The sequence below is a fragment of the bacterium genome, from assembly GCA_035691305.1.
In the GTDB taxonomy this organism is placed as follows: domain Bacteria; phylum Sysuimicrobiota; class Sysuimicrobiia; order Sysuimicrobiales; family Segetimicrobiaceae; genus DASSJF01.
Genome location: DASSJF010000082.1, coordinates 50,667 through 68,646 on the forward strand (window position 1 = coordinate 50,667; position 17,980 = coordinate 68,646).

At 68.3% G+C, this 17,980-nt stretch carries 18 protein-coding genes; 9 read left to right on the plus strand and 9 right to left on the minus strand.

The features are described from left to right. Window positions 1-251 precede the first annotated feature (251 nt). The 3 genes from VFL28_15730 (at window position 252) to VFL28_15740 (ending at window position 2,247) form a co-directional block, all read left to right on the plus strand. Window positions 252-1,262: an NADP-dependent oxidoreductase gene (locus VFL28_15730; GenBank protein ID HET7266113.1), complete on the plus strand. Its 1,011-nt coding sequence runs from the start codon at window positions 252-254 to the stop codon at window positions 1,260-1,262. A 380-nt stretch (window positions 1,263-1,642) separates the two neighbouring features. Then, window positions 1,643-1,918, plus strand: coding sequence for a hypothetical protein (locus tag VFL28_15735; protein HET7266114.1), 276 nt, complete (start codon window positions 1,643-1,645; stop codon window positions 1,916-1,918). 125 nt (window positions 1,919-2,043) lie between these two features. Then, entirely contained in the window at window positions 2,044-2,247 is a 204-nt protein-coding gene (locus tag VFL28_15740) for a hypothetical protein (protein HET7266115.1), read from the plus strand. A gap of 46 nt (window positions 2,248-2,293) precedes the next feature. Here the strand turns inward: VFL28_15740 and VFL28_15745 are convergent, their stop codons facing one another. Continuing rightward, the gene (locus tag VFL28_15745; GenBank protein HET7266116.1) at window positions 2,294-2,839 is read right to left on the minus strand and encodes a hypothetical protein; all 546 of its coding nucleotides are present in this window, start codon (window positions 2,837-2,839) and stop codon (window positions 2,294-2,296) included. Between the two features lie 360 nt (window positions 2,840-3,199). Here VFL28_15745 and VFL28_15750 point away from each other — a divergent pair, with 360 nt between their 5' ends. Both VFL28_15750 and VFL28_15755 read left to right on the plus strand, forming a co-directional pair. Continuing rightward, window positions 3,200-3,574, plus strand: coding sequence for a hypothetical protein (locus VFL28_15750; GenBank protein ID HET7266117.1), 375 nt, complete (start codon window positions 3,200-3,202; stop codon window positions 3,572-3,574). 64 nt (window positions 3,575-3,638) lie between these two features. After that, a complete protein-coding gene (locus tag VFL28_15755; GenBank protein ID HET7266118.1) occupies window positions 3,639-5,408 on the plus strand; it encodes a GspE/PulE family protein in 1,770 nt (589 codons plus the stop codon). A gap of 71 nt (window positions 5,409-5,479) precedes the next feature. On the opposite strand, the gene VFL28_15760 is transcribed toward VFL28_15755, so the two are convergent. The 8 genes from VFL28_15760 to accD all read right to left on the minus strand — a co-directional run bounded on the left by VFL28_15760 (window position 5,480) and on the right by accD (window position 12,436). After that, window positions 5,480-6,415 (minus strand): diguanylate cyclase, encoded by a 936-nt coding sequence (locus VFL28_15760; protein HET7266119.1) that lies wholly within the window; start codon window positions 6,413-6,415, stop codon window positions 5,480-5,482. Window positions 6,416-6,589: 174 nt separating this feature from the next. Next, a complete protein-coding gene (locus VFL28_15765) occupies window positions 6,590-7,006 on the minus strand; it encodes an STAS domain-containing protein (protein ID HET7266120.1) in 417 nt (138 codons plus the stop codon). A 70-nt stretch (window positions 7,007-7,076) separates the two neighbouring features. Next, entirely contained in the window at window positions 7,077-7,937 is an 861-nt protein-coding gene (locus tag VFL28_15770; protein ID HET7266121.1) for an SPFH domain-containing protein, read from the minus strand. 66 nt (window positions 7,938-8,003) lie between these two features. Then, the gene (locus VFL28_15775) at window positions 8,004-8,561 is read right to left on the minus strand and encodes a DcrB-related protein (protein HET7266122.1); all 558 of its coding nucleotides are present in this window, start codon (window positions 8,559-8,561) and stop codon (window positions 8,004-8,006) included. Window positions 8,562-8,630: 69 nt separating this feature from the next. Beyond that, window positions 8,631-9,989, minus strand: a complete 1,359-nt coding sequence (accC, locus tag VFL28_15780) for an acetyl-CoA carboxylase biotin carboxylase subunit (protein HET7266123.1) — start codon at window positions 9,987-9,989, stop codon at window positions 8,631-8,633. A 9-nt stretch (window positions 9,990-9,998) separates the two neighbouring features. Further along, window positions 9,999-10,475: an acetyl-CoA carboxylase biotin carboxyl carrier protein gene (gene accB / locus VFL28_15785; protein ID HET7266124.1), complete on the minus strand. Its 477-nt coding sequence runs from the start codon at window positions 10,473-10,475 to the stop codon at window positions 9,999-10,001. Between the two features lies 1 nt (window position 10,476). Further along, window positions 10,477-11,535: an acetyl-CoA carboxylase carboxyltransferase subunit alpha gene (locus tag VFL28_15790; protein ID HET7266125.1), complete on the minus strand. Its 1,059-nt coding sequence runs from the start codon at window positions 11,533-11,535 to the stop codon at window positions 10,477-10,479. Next, window positions 11,516-12,436 carry an acetyl-CoA carboxylase, carboxyltransferase subunit beta gene (accD, locus tag VFL28_15795; protein ID HET7266126.1) on the minus strand — a complete coding sequence of 307 codons (921 nt, stop codon included), beginning with the start codon at window positions 12,434-12,436 and terminating at the stop codon, window positions 11,516-11,518. Before accD ends, VFL28_15790 begins: the two co-directional genes overlap by 20 nt. 148 nt (window positions 12,437-12,584) lie before the next feature. Here accD and VFL28_15800 point away from each other — a divergent pair, with 148 nt between their 5' ends. The 4 genes from VFL28_15800 to VFL28_15815 all read left to right on the plus strand — a co-directional run bounded on the left by VFL28_15800 (window position 12,585) and on the right by VFL28_15815 (window position 17,978). Next, complete coding sequence (locus tag VFL28_15800) at window positions 12,585-13,781, plus strand: trypsin-like peptidase domain-containing protein (GenBank protein HET7266127.1); 1,197 nt, start codon at window positions 12,585-12,587, stop codon at window positions 13,779-13,781. A gap of 37 nt (window positions 13,782-13,818) precedes the next feature. Next, window positions 13,819-14,790 (plus strand): class II fructose-bisphosphatase, encoded by a 972-nt coding sequence (glpX, locus tag VFL28_15805; protein HET7266128.1) that lies wholly within the window; start codon window positions 13,819-13,821, stop codon window positions 14,788-14,790. A gap of 1 nt (window position 14,791) precedes the next feature. After that, window positions 14,792-16,474: an arginine--tRNA ligase gene (gene argS, locus VFL28_15810; GenBank protein HET7266129.1), complete on the plus strand. Its 1,683-nt coding sequence runs from the start codon at window positions 14,792-14,794 to the stop codon at window positions 16,472-16,474. Window positions 16,475-16,715: 241 nt separating this feature from the next. Next, window positions 16,716-17,978: an S-layer homology domain-containing protein gene (locus tag VFL28_15815; GenBank protein ID HET7266130.1), complete on the plus strand. Its 1,263-nt coding sequence runs from the start codon at window positions 16,716-16,718 to the stop codon at window positions 17,976-17,978. Window positions 17,979-17,980 lie beyond the last annotated feature (2 nt).

A 17,980-nucleotide genomic window follows, 5' to 3' on the forward strand; every position in this document is an offset into this window, starting at 1 on the left:
ATAACCGGGATGCCGAGGCAGGCCGACCGGAGTCGGGTAAGGCGCGCTCGACGACTGGGGCGTCGGGGGGATCGTGCTCGCAGGTCGCGGCGGCCGCCGGAGGCGATCGACCACCGAGAGACTGGTGGCGGCCCCTGCGAGGCGTCTCCCACGGGGGACGCGAACCGGGAGGGGGAGTTCGAGCGCGACCGGTGAGGCGACTCCGTTGGGGTCGTTGACCCTACGGGTGCGCGGGGAAGGGAGACCCTATGATGCCGATCGGCGTGACGAACCGGCAGATCGTGCTGCAGCGTCGGCCCGTCGGGATCCCTGCCGGCGACGACTTCGCGATGGTCGAGAGCCCGGTCCCCAAGCCGGGCGCCGGCGAGGTGTTGACGCGCGCGTTGTGGCTGTCGCTGGACCCGTACATGCGGGGGCGGATGAGCGACCGGAAGTCGTACGCGCCCTCCGTACCCCTCGGGGGCGTGATGGTGGCCCGTACCGTGTCCCGGGTCGCCGAGTCCCGCGACCCCGGCTTCAGTCCCGGCGACATCGTGCTCGGGCCGGGCGGCTGGCAGGACTACGCGGCGCTCCCGGCGGCCAGCCTCCGGAAACTCGACCCGGCGGCGGCCCCGGTGTCGACGGCGCTCGGGGTGTTGGGGATGCCGGGGATGACCGCTTACGTAGGTCTCCTCGACATCGGGCGGCCACGCGAGGGCGAGACCGTCGTCGTGTCGGCGGCATCGGGCGCGGTGGGCTCGGTAGTCGGGCAAATCGCCCGGATCAAGGGCTGCCGAGTTGTCGGCGTGGCGGGCGGGGCCGCGAAGTGCCGGTACGTGATCGAGGAGTTGGGGTTTGACGCGTGTGTGGATCACCGTGCGCCCGGCCTCAGCGGGGCGCTCACCCGGGCGTGTCCGAACGGCGTCGATGTCTACTTCGAGAACGTGGGCGGTGCCGTTCAAGACGCCGTCTGGCCGCTGCTCAACGATTTCGCTCGCGTGCCGGTGTGCGGGCTGATCGCGCAGTACAACGATGCGGAGCCTCGGCTCGGGCCGAACCTCTCGTCCGTGCTCACCAAGCGGCTCACTGTGCGCGGGTTCATCGTGTCCGACCACAGCGACCGCTGGGACGCGTTCTATCGTGACGTGTCGGCGTGGGTCCGGGACGGCTCGATGAAGTATCGGGAGGACGTGGTCGACGGGCTGGAGCGTGCCCCGGAGGCGTTCATCGGGCTTCTGCAGGGTCGCAACTTCGGTAAACTGCTAGTGCGCGTGAGTGGGTGACGGCGGAGTCGACGGTTGAGCGGACGGCTTCCTCGTACCGGGCCCGAAGCACTTGGATAGCCATGACGAATAGGGTTTGGTGCTGGGGGACTGGCGTCGCGATGGTTCGCGTTGGTGTGCTATGGTTTCTTGTCTACCATGTATGGACGAACCAGCAAAGTCTGACCACCTTGCCCCTCCTGTTGTTGCTATTTCCAGAGGCAATGCTTCTGCCAGGTTCGGTCGTGTGGACCACGCATCTTGCCATGCTGTTCAGTGCGGTTTTAGTGGCGGGCAGTTTCTTGTGGGTGCTCATATTGTCTTTCGTCACGCGACGAATCGGCCGCAGCCCCATGTAGTGTGCGAGATTCTACCTTTCTTGGCGCTACACGGTCGCGCTGGTGCCCGCCAAAGGGCCGACGATGGGCAGTGGTGTTCTGGTGTCACGTGGCACGGATTTGTTCGTCGCGACGGCGCATCACGTCACTGAGGTCCCCGATCCCGACGATCTCCACTGTATTCCCAAGCCGCCCCGGCCGATCAACATGAAAGGAGGCCGATTCAGCGTAATCGAAACGGATCGAAAATCCGTGAACCACAACGAAAACCTTTCGGCCTCCGCACGGCCCGGGAAGATGCATCTCTTCAACCCGGAGACGCACGCGGCCATTTTGTAGGGGCCGGCGAAGGTCGAAGGCGATTCCAAAACTACCCGCCTGGGTAGTGTGACTCCGCGGCCGTCCCGGGTATCGTGTGGGTACGAGGTGACGGCATCCCGATAGACGGGGAAGGGGTACCGACGATGCAAACGTTTACGTTGATTCGGACGTGGGTGGCGGCCAGAGGGCAACACGTCGGCGAGCGCGGCCAGGCTACCGTCGAGTACGCACTGATCATTATGGGCCTGGCGCTCTTCTTGGTCGTAGCAGCTTTTGCCCTGCAACCCGTGCTTGCCAACCCGGTCGCCCGGATCAGTACATGGATCGGCGCACAGAACGCACCGTAACGGCCGCGCGGCGCCGCCTTATAACGACGTCTCCGCTCTAGCGGCCTCAACCGACTGACAGATCACGGACAAACCATTCCGCGGTCACATCATACTTGTGTGCCACGAGCATCGACCGCTTCCGCATGTCTTTGCGTGCGCAGGTGATGGCCACTTGAACCGCGCCTCGGCGTTTGGCCTCACGGGCCATCGTATAGAGCAAGGCCATGCCGACGCTGTTCCATAGCGTAGGCGCACCAACGAAGAAATCATCGACGACGCAGGTGAGGCCCCCGGGGTCGTACACGGCCGGGGGTTGCTGAAGGGTCCCGATGATGACGCCGTTGACGTTGCTGTCCTGCACGTTGACCAGGACGATGGCGCGGTTATCGTGAAGCAGATTCTCCATCGCGGGAACGAGTTTTCCGCGCGCATCCGTCGCCTCTCGCCAGAACCTTGAGTGATACTGTCGGTATTCGGTGCGTTTATTCTCGACAAGACTGGCGATCTGCGGAATGTCAGTACGTACCGCCACACGCACATGGATCGGGGAGCCCTCGACGGCGGGCTGAGCCGATTCCAAATTCCCCGGAACGAGACGCTCGGCTGCCATCGTCGTGTGGCGCTCCTTTAGGTGGGCCACGCTCGGGCGGGCAAAGTCTCCTGTGGTTCTTGCCTCAACCCTAAGTCAAACGTAGCCGAATCTTTCGCGAATCTCACACGCCGTCATGCCCATTTACCTTCGGGTTTAGCCCCGCTGCCCGGCAACGCAGAGCGACGGACCTGCCTCCGAGGCCGATTCACGACCACTCGAAGCGGGCCCCGTTGGCGCCCGGCCAATCTGTCTCGACGGGGGCCGCAGCGCAAGGCAGCCACTAATTTCGTGCGGTCGGTCTGCCGGGAATTGGATCGGGGCATACGACATACGTGCCGTCGGTTGGCGTGAAGTATTGACGCCGGAGGTGTAAGCCAAATGTCTTCGCCTAAGGTCGAAAAGAAGCTCGTCCCGGTCGTCATCTATACGTCGACCCACAAGATCGAGGGCCTCTACCACGCATACGACAACGGTGGACGCCTCCTTGACGACCTTAACGAGCAAGGGCGAGACTTTGTCCCGCTGACCGAAGTCAGGATGTCGAAATTGTCCAGTCCCGACGGAGAGCGAATCGTCACGAAGTTCCTGGCGGTGAACCGGCTGTCGATTACGCTGTTCTTCCCCAACCCCAGGGTGGCGGCGACCGAAAGCGGTCCGGGCACTCTTCCGCCGCACGAAACTTCGGGTGCGGGTGCACATCTTATGCAATCGCCGTTCGTGCCCGATTTGGTGATCAGCACAAAAGATGAATGACCCCAGCGCGGGTCCGATTTCCGCTCGTTCTGCGACGGCATTTGCCGCGGCCACAGCGACGGAGGTGGATCGACGTGACCGCACGCTGACCGGGCGCAGGAAACGCGACGAATTTGACCGCTCCATGAAGGCGCTGCGTTCCTTGGCGCTATCCGACGGAATCATGCAGCAGGCCCACCAAATTCTCCGGCAGACCGGTCCGCGCCTGACTCGTGCACTCGTGCAGACGGGCGTCCTGAACGAACGCCAGTACGCGAGAGCCGTCGCCCAGCGGTGGGGGTTGCCCTTCACGGAGCTAGCCGAGTCGCAGGTCGACCTCGAGGCCGCGCGCCTCCTTCCCGTTCATGTCGCGAAGCGGCACGAGGTGATCCCGATCGCCCGTGCGCGGGACCGGCTCGTTGTTGCGATGTCTGACCCCACGAACGTGGTGGCCACCGACGATATCCGGCTCCTGACGGGGCTCGATATCGACATCGTGGTGGCGAGTGTCGAGGACATCGCCCGGGCCCAGAGTCGCTGCCACGGCATTGCCGCCGAGGTCGCGCGATTTCTCAAGACCGCGTCCCCAGGGTCCGATAAGGCCACCGTCGAGACTTCGCCGCCGGACGACGACGTGACCGTTGAGCGGCTGCGTTCGATGGTGGAGGACGCGCCGGTCGTCAGTCTCGTGAACCAAGTGGTTCAACAGGCCGTGCAGGCACGCGCGAGCGACATTCACCTTGAACCGGGCGGTCAGGAATTGACGGTGCGCTTCCGTATCGATGGGCTGCTCCGGGACATCATGACGGCCCCGAAGGCGCTGCAGCCCGCGCTGGCCTCTCGCGTGAAAATCCTGGCCAATCTGGACATCGCTGAACGGCGCGTCCCGCAGGACGGCCAGATTCACATGCGCGTCGACGGGAAAGGCTACGATTTCCGCGTCAGTACGTTGCCGACCGTCTTCGGTGAAAGCGTCGTCATCCGGGTGCTCGAACAATCGGGCACGGCCGTCTCGTTGCGGCAAATCGGCTTCTCCGGTGACATGGCGGCGAGTTGGGATGATCTGATAGCCACGCCGCACGGGATGATCGTGGTCACCGGGCCGACCGGCTGCGGCAAGACGACGACGTTGTACGCGTCGTTGGCGCAAATCAACACACGCGAACGGAATATCGTGAGCATCGAGGACCCTGTCGAATATCGCATGCCGGGCATTAAGCAGGTGCAGGTCAACCCCAGAGCGGGACTCACGTTTGCCTCGGGCCTACGGAGCATTCTCCGACAGGACCCCGACGTGGTGCTGATCGGAGAGATACGGGACCGTGAGACGGCGCAGATCGCGATGCAGGCGGCGATGACCGGCCACCTGGTCCTGACGACCCTGCATACGAACGACGCCCCCAGCGTGCCGCTCCGCCTTGCAGACATCGGGGTCGAGCCGTTCCTGGTCACGGCATCGCTCGTCGGTGTGCTGGCCCAGCGGCTCGTTCGGGTGATCTGTCCGGCGTGTAAGGAGGCGTATTCACCGCCGGTTGAAGCCCTGCGTCGATTGCGCCTCGACCCGAGTCAACACAAGACGTTGCGCCTCTACCGAGGCCGCGGGTGCGAAGAGTGCAGCGGCACGGGGTACCGGGGACGGCTCGGCGTGTTCGAATTGCTGGAGATGAACGACCGGCTTCGCACACTTGTGGTGGACAGGGCGTCGGCCAGCCAGGTGCGGGCGGCCGCGCAAGAGTACGGCATGCGGCCGATGTGGCACGACGGGATGCAGAAGGCCCTGCAGGGTGTCACGACGGTCGAGGAACTGCTGCGCGTCGTGTTCGCGTCCGACTCAGACGGAGAGCCTTTGGTCTGACGGCCGCTCCGTGGGTCGCCTGCCCGGGGGCAGGGCGGTGCTCCGGGCACTCCGCCCGCGCGGATCCGGAGTCAGCGTACCAGCCCGAAGAACGCGAACCTGTTCTCGCGCTCGCCGGCGGCATCCGCCTGGTACATGGCGTGGTCGGCGCGCCGCAGCAGGTCGTCGGGCGCCTCCCCATCGGTGGGAAACAGCGAGATGCCGATCGTGATCGTGACGCCGAGCTCGCGCGCGGCGACGCGCATCGGCGCGCGGAACGCCGCGAGGAGCCGCTCGGCCGCGCGCGCCGCGTCCTCGGCCGTCCGCACGTCGGACAGCACCGCGCTGAACTCGTCGCCGCCCCATCGCGCGACGGTATCGCTCTCGCGGATGCGGGCCCGCAGGCGCGACGCGATTTCCACGAGCACGTCGTCGCCGGCGTGGTGGCCGAGCGTGTCGTTGATCTGCTTGAAGCCGTTCACGTCGATCAGGAACACGGCCACCCGGTGACCGTATCGCCGCGCCCGCGCCAGCGCCTGGCGAAGACGGTCGGCGAATAAGACCCGGTTCGGGAGCCCCGTCAGCGCGTCGTGATAGGCCTTGTGCCGGAGCTCGGCGTTGAGCTCCCGCAGCGCCAGCTCGGCCCGTTTGCGCTCCGTGACGTCGCGCGCGATCGTCGAGGTCGCCGCGAGCGCGCCGGAGGCGTCGTAGATCGGCGAGATCGTCAGGGATACGTCGAGGGACCGGCCGTCCTTCCGCTGCCAGCGCGTCTCGTGCTGGACGATTCGCTCGCCTCGCGTGAGCCGCCCGAGGAGCCGGGAGGCGTCCTCCGGAGAGCCGGCCGCGACCAGGGCGGTAAGCGGCCGGCCGATTGCTTCCGCGGCGGCAAAGCCGTACATCTCCTCCGCGGCCCGGTTCCAGGTGAGAACGACGCCGTCGAGGCTCTGCGTGAAGATGGCGTCGCTCGATGATTCGACGATCGCCGCGAGGTGGGCGAGCGAGGTGGTCTCTGGCTGCCTGCCGGTCACAGTCGTCGCGGCCGATCCCCGCGACGGCTGCCGTCTCCCCTTGGCGCCGCTCGCGGGCTGGTCTGTCGATTGCCTTATGCCCACCAAGACGCGGCGTCCGGACACCGTTTCTCTCTCGCGCGCGCCGGCGGGACCGTCCGTGCGGCGGCGCGTTCCTGACGGCCCCCTGAGAGGTTATTGCCCGTTCGGCGGGTTCCGCAGGCTCTCGAGTGCCGCCTCCACCGTTGGGAACACCGGGATCACGTCCTCGACGGCGACGACGCCGAGAATGCGGCGGATCGTCGGCGGGACCGCGGCCAGCGCGATGCGCCGGCCGGTTCGCGCGAACTTCGCGTGCGCGTTCAGGAGGGCGTTGATCCCGGTCGAGTCGATGTAGCGGAGTCCGCTCAGGTCGAGCACGACGTGCGCGCCGCCGTCCGAGGCCCGCTTGAGATAGCCGAGGAACGCGGGGCCGGCGGCCAAATCCAATTCACCCGAGACCGAGAGGATGGCGTTACCGTCGCGCGCGGCGAGCGCGCAGATCAGCATGTTCGCGGGCCGGTCGTTGAATCCGGCGCCGCCCGCGAGCGCGGGCCCGCCTCCGCCGGGCATTTCGCCCGGCTCGTCACCATTCATACCCCTCCCGCCGATTCCTTCACCGGCCAATGACCTAGCCGCTAAGTCATCGCCCGCCGCCGTCGCCCTTGGTCGGGGGCGCGACGAACGGCTGGAGGAAGCGCGCGAACTCCATCGGAAACACGAACTTCGTCGACGCGCTCGACCCGAGCGCCTTGAGAGCGTCGAGGTACTGCAGGCTCATCGTGTTTGTGTCCACGTCCTTCGCGACGCTGAAGATCTTGTCCAGGGCGAGCGAGAAGCCCTCGGCGCGCAGGATCGCCGCCTGCCGGTCGCCTTCGGCCTTGAGGATCGCCGCCTGCTTTTCGCCTTCTGCGATCGTGATCGCGGCCTGTTTCTTGCCGTCCGCCTCGGTGACGAGGGCCCGCCGGCTGCGCTCCGCGGACATCTGACGGGTCATCGCCTCCTGCACGTCCTTCGGCGGGGTGATCTCGCGGATCTCGACCGTCGTCACCTTGACGCCCCATCGCTCGGTGACCTCGTCGAGCTTCGTCCGCAGGATCTGGTTGATCTGATCGCGTTTGGCCAGCACGTCGTCGAGAATGATGTCGCCGATCACGGCGCGCAGGCCGGTCGTCGCGATGCCCTGCGCCGCGCCGGCGAAGTTGCCGACCTGGATGACGCTGAGCGACGGGTCGATGACCTTCCAGTAGATGAGGAAGTCGATCGAGATCGGCGCGTTGTCTTTCGTGATGCACGTCTGGGCCGGGATCTCGAGAAACACCTCGCGGAGATCCACCCACACCGCCTTGTCGACGATCGGGATCAGGAACACGACGCCGGGACCGTGCGGACCGATGCTGCGGCCGAGCCGAAAGACGACGAGACGCTGGTACTCGCGGACGACCTTGATGCCGTTCCACAGAATGATCGCGAGAATGATGAGAATGCCGAGCGCGATCCCCATAGGCGCACTCCCCCCAGGTCTTCTCGCCGCGACGGTTCGCGCCGCCGCCTTGCCGATCCTGTGGGGTTACTGCGGTCCTACCCGGAACGTCTCGATGATCTGCGTCATGATCGGCATGTCCTGCATGATGCTGTCGTGGTCGTTGAGCGTGGTGGCGGTGACGACGTAACCGGTCTGTCCGTCCGTCAAAAAGACCTGCAACTGGTACAGGGTCACGCCGGTATTCGTCTCCCAGGTGAAGTAGCGGTAGTAGGCCGGGCGTCCGCCTACGCTGGCGCCCGATTCCTGCACGACGGTGTACTTGTGAAACGCGGTCTTCGCCAGCTGTTCGGCCGCCGCGGCGTAGGTCTGGGGCGGCATGGGATTTGGAAGAGGCTCCACCACCACGTTGACCGTCGGCCGGTGCCCCGCCTTCGCCGGGCCGGCGCCCAGCAGCGCGACCATGCCGTCGATCCTGGTGGCGACGTTCCAATCGACCGGGAAGCTCATCGCGAACCGTCCGTGGGGATCCGTCACCGACTGCGGCAGCGTGACCTGGGCGTGCACGGTTCGGGCGGTCAGCGCGGCGAGCGTGGCGCACAGCAGCGCCGCAAACCAGTAGGTTAGCTTGCTTCGCAGGTCCATGCCGGCCCCCAGACGTGGCGGATACCGGCTGTTATGCCCCCGCGCCGGCCGCTTTAGAAGGGCTCACGCTTAGGCTCTGATCGCGGAGAGGTCCATGCGCCGCTGGACGAAGTTGACGTAGACTTCGCCGCGCCGGAAGAAGGCATTGTCGAGTACCGCGAGGTGGAATGGAATGGTCGTCCGGATCCCGCCGACCTCGAACTCGCGCAGCGCGCGCGTCATCCGCGCGATCGATTCGTCGCGGTCGCGACCCCAGGCGATGACCTTGGCGACGAGCGAGTCGTAGTGCGGCGGGATCGTATAGCCGGCGAAGGCGTGGGTGTCCACCCGGATGCCGGGGCCGCCCGGCTGGATGAAGGCGGTGATCGGCCCGGGCGACGGCAGGAAGTCCCGGCCCGGATCCTCGGCGTTGATCCGGCATTCGATCGCGTGGCCGCGCGGCTCGATCTCGCGCGGGATCGTCATGCGCTCGCCCGCGGCGATGCGGATCTGCTCTTTGACGATGTCCACGTCGGTCACGGCCTCCGTGACCGGGTGCTCGACCTGCACGCGCGTGTTCATCTCCATGAAGTAGAAGTGCTCGCCCTGGTCGACGAGAAACTCGACGGTTCCGGCATTCGCGTAGCCGACCACCTCGGCCGCGCGCACGGCGGCCCGGGAGAGCGCGCGCCGGAGGCGCGGCGTGACGCCGGGCGACGGCGCCTCCTCGATCAATTTCTGGTGGCGCCGCTGTACGGAGCAGTCGCGCTCGCCGAGTGAGACGATCGTCCCGCGCCCGTCGGCGAGGATCTGCATCTCGACGTGCCGGGGCTCTTCGAGGTACTTCTCGACGTACAGCGCGCCGTCGCCGAACGCCGCTTCCGCCTCCGCGTGCGCGGCCGCGAGCGCGCGGGCCACGTCGTCCGCGCGGTGGACGACGCGCATGCCGCGGCCGCCGCCGCCGGCGGCCGCCTTGATGATCAGCGGGTAGCCGATCGCCCGCGCGGTCGCCAGCGCGGCCGCCTCGTCCCGGATCGGGCCGAAGCTTCCCGGGACGACCGGCACGCCGGCCCGGCGCATGATCTCCTTGGCCTGCGACTTGTTGCCCATCTTCGCGATCGCCTCGGGCGAAGGGCCGATGAACGTGATCTTGCAGTCGCGGCAGATCTCCGCGAAGTGGGCGTTCTCCGCGAGGAAGCCGTAGCCGGGATGGATCGCGTCGACGTTCAGGAGCTCGGCGGTGCTCATGATGGCGGGGACGTTGAGGTAGCTCTCGCGGCTCGGTGCCGGGCCGACGCAGAACGCCTCGTCGGCCATCTGCACGTGCAGCGAGGCGCGGTCCGCGTCGGAGTAGATCGCCACCGTCAGGATGCCGAGATCGTGGCACGCGCGGATCACGCGCACGGCGATCTCCCCGCGATTGGCGACCAGCACCTTCTTGAAGAGCATCGGGGCGGATCAGGCCCGGGGGTCGACGAGGAACAGCGGCTGCCCGTACTCGACCGGCGCACCGTTCTCGGCGAGCACGCGCACGACGCGGCCGGCCACTTCGCTCGGGATCTCGTTGAACATCTTCATCGCTTCCAGCACGCAGACCGTCTGGCCGGTCTGCACCACGTCGCCCTCGCTGACGAACGGCGGGGCGTCCGGCTTCGGCGCTCGGTAGAACGTGCCCACCATCGGCGCGACGATCGGGACGTAGCGCCCCGCGCCGTCTCCGGCGGGGCGGCTGCCGTCGGGCGAGGCTCCTGCGGCCTCGGCGCCCGGGTGGGCGGGACCGCCCGCGGACGGCGCGGCGGCCGTGACCGGGGCCGTCTTCTTCACCTTGACTTTGACGTGCGCGGCTTCCACTTCGAGTTCGGCGATGTCTGCTTCAGCCGCCAGCTGAATGATCGCGCGAATCTCGTCAAGGTCGATGCGGTCCCGGTCGGCCATCTCAGCCCTCTGCCGGCGGACTCGCCGGCGCAGACGTCATTCCGGCGACCGGCGCCGGGGAGACGTCCATCTCGCGCACGCGGCCGATGCGGCGGAACTTCTCGTAGCGGGCGTGGAGCAGGGCATCGAGGGGCTGCTCGAGCAGGCGTTCGAGGTGGCGGCGGACCGCGCCGGCCACCGCGTTGACCGCGGCGCCGCGGTTCGCGTGCGCGCCGCCCGGCGGCTCGGGGACGATCTCGTCCACGATGCCGAACGCCTCGAGGTCCGGTGCGGTGATGCGCAACGCGGCCGCGGCCTCACGGCTGCGCGTGCCGTCGCGCCACAGGATCGCGGCGCAGCCTTCCGGGGAGATCACCGAGTACACCGCGTGCCGGAGCATCAGCACCGCGTCGCCGACGCCGATCGCCAGGGCGCCCCCGCTGCCGCCCTCGCCGGTGATCACGGTGACGATCGGCGTGCGCAGCCGCGCCATCTCGAGCAGCGCGTGCGCGATCGCCTCGCTCTGCCCCCGTTCCTCGGCGTCTTTGCCGGGGTAGGCGCCGGGCGTGTCGATCAGCGTTACGACCGGGAGGCGCAGTTTCTCCGCGAGCTTCATCACGCGGACGGCCTTGCGGTAGCCTTCGGGGTTCGGCATCGCGAAGTTGCGGGCGATGTTCTCGCGGGTGTCGCGCCCCTTGGCGTGGCCGATCAGCGCCGCGGCACGGCCGCCTTCGGGCATGTCGATCCAGCCGAGCCCGGCGACGATCGCGGGATCGTCGCGGTGCATGCGGTCGCCGCGCAGTTCGACGAAGTCTCGCGCCAGCGCCGCGACGTAGTCGCCGACTTTGGGGCGTTCCGGATGGCGGGCCAGCTGCACGGTCTGCCACGGCGACGGATCGCGGGCGATCGCCTCGCGCAGTTCCTGCGCCCGCGCTTCGAGGACGGTAATCTGGGCGTTGAGGTCCATCCGCTGCACGCTCGTAATCTTGCGGAGCTCCCCGATCTGCCGCTCCACCTCGGCGACTTCGCGCTCGAGGGCCTCGCCCGCGGAGACCGGCGCGTCAGACGCTCGGCTGTTCACCGGCAGGAACCTCCTCGGTCGGCCAGGCCGCGCCTCGGGCCGCGTCCGTCCAGGCGGCGTCGACCGGCGCGCCGCACAGACGCAGGAGGCGGCCCAGCGTGGCGCGGAGCTCGGCGCGCGGGACGATCGCGTCGATCAGGCCGTGCTCGAGCACGAACTCGGACGTCTGAAACCCGTCCGGCAGCTTCTGGCGGATCGTTTGCTCGATCACGCGCCGCCCGGCGAACCCGATCAAGGCGCCCGGTTCGGCGAGCACGACGTCGCCCTGAAACGCGAACGACGCGGCGACGCCGCCGGTCGTGGGATCGCAGAGCACCGAGATGAAGGCGACGCCGGCGTCGGCGAGGCGCGCCAGCGCGACGCTGGTCTTCGCCATCTGCATGAGGGACAGCGTCCCCTCCTGCATGCGCGCGCCCCCGGACGCCGAAAACACGACGAGCGGCGTCCGCGAGTCGGCGGCGCGCTCCGCCGCGCGGGCGATCTTCTCGCCTACGACGGACCCCATGCTGCCTCCGAGGAAGGCGAACTCCATCGCCGCGGCGACGAGACCAGCGCCCTCGATCGCGCCGGTGCCGGTCAGCACAGCCTCCGGCATCGAGGTCCGCCGCTGTGCCTCGTCCACGCGCAGCGGGTAAGGCTTCTCGTCCACGAACGAAAGCGGATCGTCGGGCGCGAGGTGTCCGTCGAATTCGCGAAACGACCCCGCGTCCAGCACCAGCGCCAGGCGCTCGGCCGCGGACAGCCGGTGATGGTAGCCGCACCTCGGGCAGACGCGATAGGCGCGCTCCAACTCCCGGCGGTATACGAGGCCGGTACAGCGGGGACACTTGATCCAGAGGCCCGCGGGGATCTCCCGGCGTCCGGAGGAGGCGACCTTTGGCCGGTTCAGCCAGTTCAGCACGGCACGGCCCGCCCCGAGGGTTTCGCCACGGCGCGATTATACCGTACGCCCTCCGAGGCGGCAAACGCGCGCGGGAGCGTGAGGCGGAGGCGCCATCTTACCGGATGTTATAATGGAAACGCCGGGACAGTTAGGGAGGGATACTTCAATGGTTACCGATGCTCCGTCCGCGCCCCGCCGCGGCCGGCTGGGGTATACCGCGGCGGTGGTGCTGGCCCTGGCCGCCGTGGTCGTAGGCGCGGGCGTTGGGGGCATGGTGCTTCCCCAATACTTTCATCCGGTCTTCGGGGGGCACCCCGCGCCGCCGGGCGGTCCGCAGCAGCTGTCCGCGCCGCCGGCCGGACAGGCGCCGGCCGCGAACCCGCCGGCCGCGCAGGCGCCGGCTCTTCCCACGCCGGTTCCGTCCGTCGGTCTCACGCAGGAAGAGAATACCGTCATCAACGTTGTGAAGCACGTCCGGCCGTCGGTGGTCAACATCGACACCGAAGCGCAGGTCCAGACGATGTTCGGCGTCTTCCCGCAGCAGGGCGCGGGCTCCGGGGTGATCGTGCGGCCCGACGGCTACATCCTCACCAACAACCATGTGGTGCAGGGCGCGCAGAAGATCAAGGTGACGCTGCTGAGCGGCAAGGTGTTGGCCGGCAAAATCGTCGGCACGGACCCGATCGCCGACCTCGCCGTGATCAAAGTCGAGTCGGCGGAGCCGCTGCCCGCCGCGGCCCTCGGCTCGAGCCGCGACCTCCAGGTCGGCCAGATCGCGATCGCGATCGGGAACCCGTTCGGGCTCGGCAGCACGGTCACGACCGGCGTCATCAGCGCGCTCAACCGCAACATTCAGCTGCCGAACCTGATCGTGGAGAACCTGATCCAGACGTCGGCGTTGATCAACCCCGGCAACAGCGGCGGCGCGCTCGTCGACACGTCGGGGCGCGTCATCGGTATCAACACGGCGATCATCCCGAACGCGCAGGGGATCGGGTTCGCGATCCCGAGCGACCTCGCGCGGTCGGAGATGCAGCAGTTGATCGCCCTCGGCCACATCGTGCGGCCGTGGGTCGGCGTCGTGTACGGCGGCGACGTGGACGCGCAGACCGCGCGGGCCTACAGCCTCGGATCGAACCACGGCGTGCTGGTCCGCAGCGTGGAGAAGGGCTCGCCCGCGGAGAAGGCCGGCCTCGCGTCCGGCGACATCATCACCGCGGTGGGCTCCGAGCAGGTCGACACCTGGAGCGATTTCGTCCGTGACGTCATCAGCAAGAAGATCGGGGAGACCGTGACGCTGACGATCGTGCGCGGGACGACGACGCGGAAGGTCCCGGTCGTTCTGGAGGAAAAGCCCGCCTAGCCGCGGAGCGTTACGGCGTACAGCCCGGAGGCCGCCGGTGGAGCAGACGCTCGTTCTGGATGTCGTGAAGGTCACCGAGGCGGCGGCGATCGCCGCCGCCCGCCACATGGGCGAGGGCGATACGACCCGCGCCGACCAGGCCGCCGTGACCGCGATGCGCGAGATGCTCACGGCGCTGCCGATTCACGGGCGGGTCGTGATCGGCGAGGGCGAACGCGACGAGGCGCCGATGCTCTTCATCGGCGAGGAAGTGGGCGCGGCGGGCCGGGGCCCGGCCGTAGACATCGCGGTCGATCCGGTCGAGGGCACCAACCTGGTGGCGAACGGCCTCCCGAACTCGATCGCCATGCTGGCCGTGGCCGAGCGCGGCGGCATCATTCACGCGCCCGACATCTATATGGAGAAACTCGTCGTGCCCCCGCAGGCGGCCGGCAAGGTGGACCTGCGCTGGCCGCCGCAGCGGAACCTGCAGGTGCTGGCGGAGTGCCTGCGCCGCCGGATCGAAGACATCACGGTCGTCATCCTGAGCCGGCCGCGCCACGCCGATCTGATCGCGGCGGTGCGGGCGGCCGGGGCGCGGATCAAGCTGATCTCCGACGGCGACGTGGCCCCGGCGATCTCGGCCGCGGTGTCCGGTACGGCGGTGCACGCCGTAATGGGCATCGGCGGTGCGCCGGAAGGGGTGCTCACCGCGGCCGCGCTGCGCTGCCTCGGCGGCGAGATCCAGGGCCGCTTCTGGTACCGCAACGACGCCGAACGCCAGCGGGCGCACGAGATGGGCATCACGGACCCCGAGCGCATTTTCCGAACCGACGAGCTGTGCTCCGGCGGCAACCTACTCTTCGCGGCGACCGGCATCACGGACGGCGAGCTCTTCCGCGGAGTCCGCTTTTTCGGCGGCGGCGTCCGCACTCACTCGATCGTCATGACCGCCCAGAGCCGGCAGGTTCGGTTCATCGACACCATTCACATCCAGGAACCGAGCCGCGTGGGCGAAATCCGGCTCTAGCGTGGTCACTCAGGAACTCCGGCGGCTCGTCGCGGACGCGATCGGACGGGCGGCGGCGGCGGGCGCCATTCCGGCGCCCCCGGAACCGCTGCCGCCGTTCGAGGTCGAACCGCCCCGGGACCCCAAGCACGGCGACTACGCCGCGAACGCGGCGCTCATGCTGGCGCGGATGCTCGGCCGCCCGCCGCGGGAGATCGCCGCCGCGATCAAGGCCCACCTCCCCGCGCCCTCGGACGATCTGCGCGCCGTCGAGATCGCCGGCCCCGGCTTCCTCAACCTGCACCTCGCGCCGGCGTTCCTCCACCGCTGGCTGCGCCGCGCGCACGCGGAGGACCGGCGGTTCGGGCGCACCGACGTCGGTCGCGGCCGCCGCGTGCTGGTCGAGTATGTGAGCGCGAACCCGACCGGCCCGCTGCACGTCGGCACGGGCCGGAACGGCGCGGTCGGCGAGACGATCGCGCGGCTCCTCGACGCGCTCGGTTATGCGGTGGCCCGCGAGTATTACGTGAACGACTACGGCACGCAGGTGGACACGCTCGCGCGCTCAGTCGAGGCGCGCTACCTCGAGCTGCTCAACCGGCCGGCCGAGTTCCCGGAGGACGGCTACCGGGGGGACTACGTCCGCGACATCGCGGGGCGGATCGTCGACGAGCACGGGGCCGGGCTCGCCGACGTCCCGTCCGCCGAGCGCCTGCCTTTGATCCGGGACACGGCGCTGCGTCTGCTGCTCGGCCAGATCCGCACGACGCTGGAGGAATTTGGGATCACGTTCGACACCTGGTTCAGCGAGCGGACCCTGCACGAGAGCGGCGCGGTCGAGCGGTGTCTCGCCGAGCTGCGCCGCCGCGGCGTGGTGTACGAGCAGGACGGGGCGCTGTGGTTCCGCTCGACGCAGTTCGGGGACGACAAGGACCGCGTCATCGTGCGCAGCGACGGCCGCCCGACGTACTTTGCCGCGGACGTTCCCTACCACATGGACAAGTACGCGCGCGGGTATGAGCACCTTATCGACGTGTGGGGCGTGGACCACGTCGGCGACACCGCCCGCGTCCGGGGCGGCCTGCAGGCGCTCGGGCACGACCCGGAGACGATGGAGTTTATCCTCTACCAACACGTGCGGCTCCGCAATGAGGGCGAGGCCGTGCGGATGAGCAAGCGCAGCGGGGAGTTCATCACGCTCGGCGAGCTGATTCAGGCCGTCGGCCGGGACGCGGCGCGGTTTTTCTTCATCCTGACGAGTCCGTCGGCGCCGATGGACTTTGATTTTGCGCTCGCGACGCGCCAATCCGCCGAAAATCCGGTATACTACGTACAGTACGCGCATGCCCGGATTTCGAGCATTCTCCGGGAAGCGGAGCGCCAGGGCGTCCCGCTCCCTGACGCCCGGCGCACGGATCTTCTCCCGCTGAGCACTCCCGAGGAATGGAGCCTCGCGAAACGGATCGCCGCGATGCCGGATGTGGTGTTCGCGGCCGGGACGCGGCGGGAGCCGCAGCGCCTGTGCGCGTACGCGAGGGAACTCGCCGAGGCGTTTCACGTATTCTACGGACAGTGCCGGGTGCTGACGGACGACGCGGCCCTGACCGCGGCGCGGCTGGTGCTGGTCGGCGCCTCGCAGCGGGCACTGCGCAACACACTCGACCTCGCCGGCGTGACGGCCGTCGAGCGGATGGAGCGGCCGTAGGGAGGAGAAGTCTGCCGTGCGCCGAATACGCGGCGCAACATTGAGATGGTCTGTCCGCGCTTCGACCGATCGCGACGACCAACCTGCGTATGGCGAGATCTCCAGCCGGCGACGTCCTTCAGCCTCCGCGGCCGCACACGCCGCGCCGCCGCATCCGGGTCCGCGCGGCCGTAACTCGCGCGACGCCGGGCCGGTCTCCGGGACGGCGCCGGTGGGTAGAGTGAGGGGGAGGAGAAGCACGATGAAAAAGATGATCGCACCCGCGCTCACACAACGGTTCGCCGCCGTCGCGGCGGCGGCCGCGCTCGCGCTGACCCTTGCGGGACCCGCGGGCGCGGCGCTGTACTCGGACACGCAGGGCAGCGCGTACGCGCGCGCGATCGAAAAACTGTCGATCGTGGGTGTGATCGGCGGCTATCCGGACGGGACGTTCAAGCCGGACCAGCCGATCACGCGCCTCGCCGTCGTCGAGGCGCTCGCGCGCGGCCTCGACGTGAAGGGCAGCGGGCAGATCCCGAACTTCAAAGACCTCGCCGAAATTCCCGAGTCGGTGCGGCCGACGATCGCCGCGCTGCTCAACACCGGCGCCGCGTCGGAACAGAAGGCCACGGTGACCCAGGACGACGTCACCTACACGTTGACGACCGACCGCTCCGTGTACGGGATCGACGACCCGGTGGACCTGACCTTCACCATCACGAACACCGGCAAGGCGGACGTGAAGTTCGAGTTTCCGACGACGCAGTACTACGACTTCGTGATCAAGCGCGGCGACGAGCAGATCGCGCGGTGGTCGCTCGGCCAGACGTTTGTGGCGAACCCGCAGCCGCTGTTCCTCGCGGCCGGAAAGTCGATGACGTTCAACACGCGCTGGCTGCAGAAGGACCAGGACAGCCACGTGGTGGGGCCCGGCACCTACAATATCTCCGCGATCTTTCCGCTGAAGGACAAGCCGGTGACCGTGAACCTCGAGTTCCAGAAGGGCATCCTCACCGCGTTCCCCGACAACACGTTCCGGCCGCAGGCGCGGGTGACGCGGGCCGAATTCTCCGCGCTGCTCGTGCGGGCGCTCGGCCTCCAGGGCGAGGCGACGCAGAAGTCGCAGGCGCAGCTCGCGGTGAGCGACGCGGCGGACGTTCCCGCGCCGCTCCACGGCTACGTCGCCGTGGCGATCGATCACAAGCTGATGGCCGCGACGAACAACCAGTTCCGACCGAACGCGCCGACGACCCGCGGCGAGGCGGCGGGGGCGGTGGCGGCGATCATGGACGCCCAGAAGCGGTTCAACTATGTGTCGGGGACGCTCGCGTCCGTCAGCAAGAGCGACATCACGATCGCCAACGACCAGAAGGCGGTGACGAGCTACGCGCTGACGCCGCAGGTCGCGATCTACCGGAACGACAAGCCGGCCGCGGCCGGGGATCTCAAACCGAACGACAAGGTGCTGCTGCTGCTCACGGGCCCGCGGGGACGCGCCGGGTACGTCGAAGCGACCGGTCCCTAGCG

What these genes read in the sequence shown, in the direction of transcription:
- VFL28_15765 (HET7266120.1), bottom strand. Translation starts at nt 7,006, where the DNA reads ATGCCCGGCGGAGGCGGGCCCGCGCTCGCGGGCGGCGCCGGATTCAAC.
- accC (HET7266123.1), bottom strand. Translation starts at nt 9,989, where the DNA reads ATGCTCTTCAAGAAGGTGCTGGTCGCCAATCGCGGGGAGATCGCCGTG.
- VFL28_15745 (HET7266116.1), bottom strand. Translation starts at nt 2,839, where the DNA reads ATGGCAGCCGAGCGTCTCGTTCCGGGGAATTTGGAATCGGCTCAGCCC.
- VFL28_15730 (HET7266113.1), top strand. Translation starts at nt 252, where the DNA reads ATGCCGATCGGCGTGACGAACCGGCAGATCGTGCTGCAGCGTCGGCCC.
- VFL28_15775 (HET7266122.1), bottom strand. Translation starts at nt 8,561, where the DNA reads ATGGACCTGCGAAGCAAGCTAACCTACTGGTTTGCGGCGCTGCTGTGC.
- VFL28_15740 (HET7266115.1), top strand. Translation starts at nt 2,044, where the DNA reads ATGCAAACGTTTACGTTGATTCGGACGTGGGTGGCGGCCAGAGGGCAA.
- VFL28_15750 (HET7266117.1), top strand. Translation starts at nt 3,200, where the DNA reads ATGTCTTCGCCTAAGGTCGAAAAGAAGCTCGTCCCGGTCGTCATCTAT.
- VFL28_15770 (HET7266121.1), bottom strand. Translation starts at nt 7,937, where the DNA reads ATGGGGATCGCGCTCGGCATTCTCATCATTCTCGCGATCATTCTGTGG.
- VFL28_15800 (HET7266127.1), top strand. Translation starts at nt 12,585, where the DNA reads ATGGTTACCGATGCTCCGTCCGCGCCCCGCCGCGGCCGGCTGGGGTAT.
- VFL28_15815 (HET7266130.1), top strand. Translation starts at nt 16,716, where the DNA reads ATGAAAAAGATGATCGCACCCGCGCTCACACAACGGTTCGCCGCCGTC.
- accB (HET7266124.1), bottom strand. Translation starts at nt 10,475, where the DNA reads ATGGCCGACCGGGACCGCATCGACCTTGACGAGATTCGCGCGATCATT.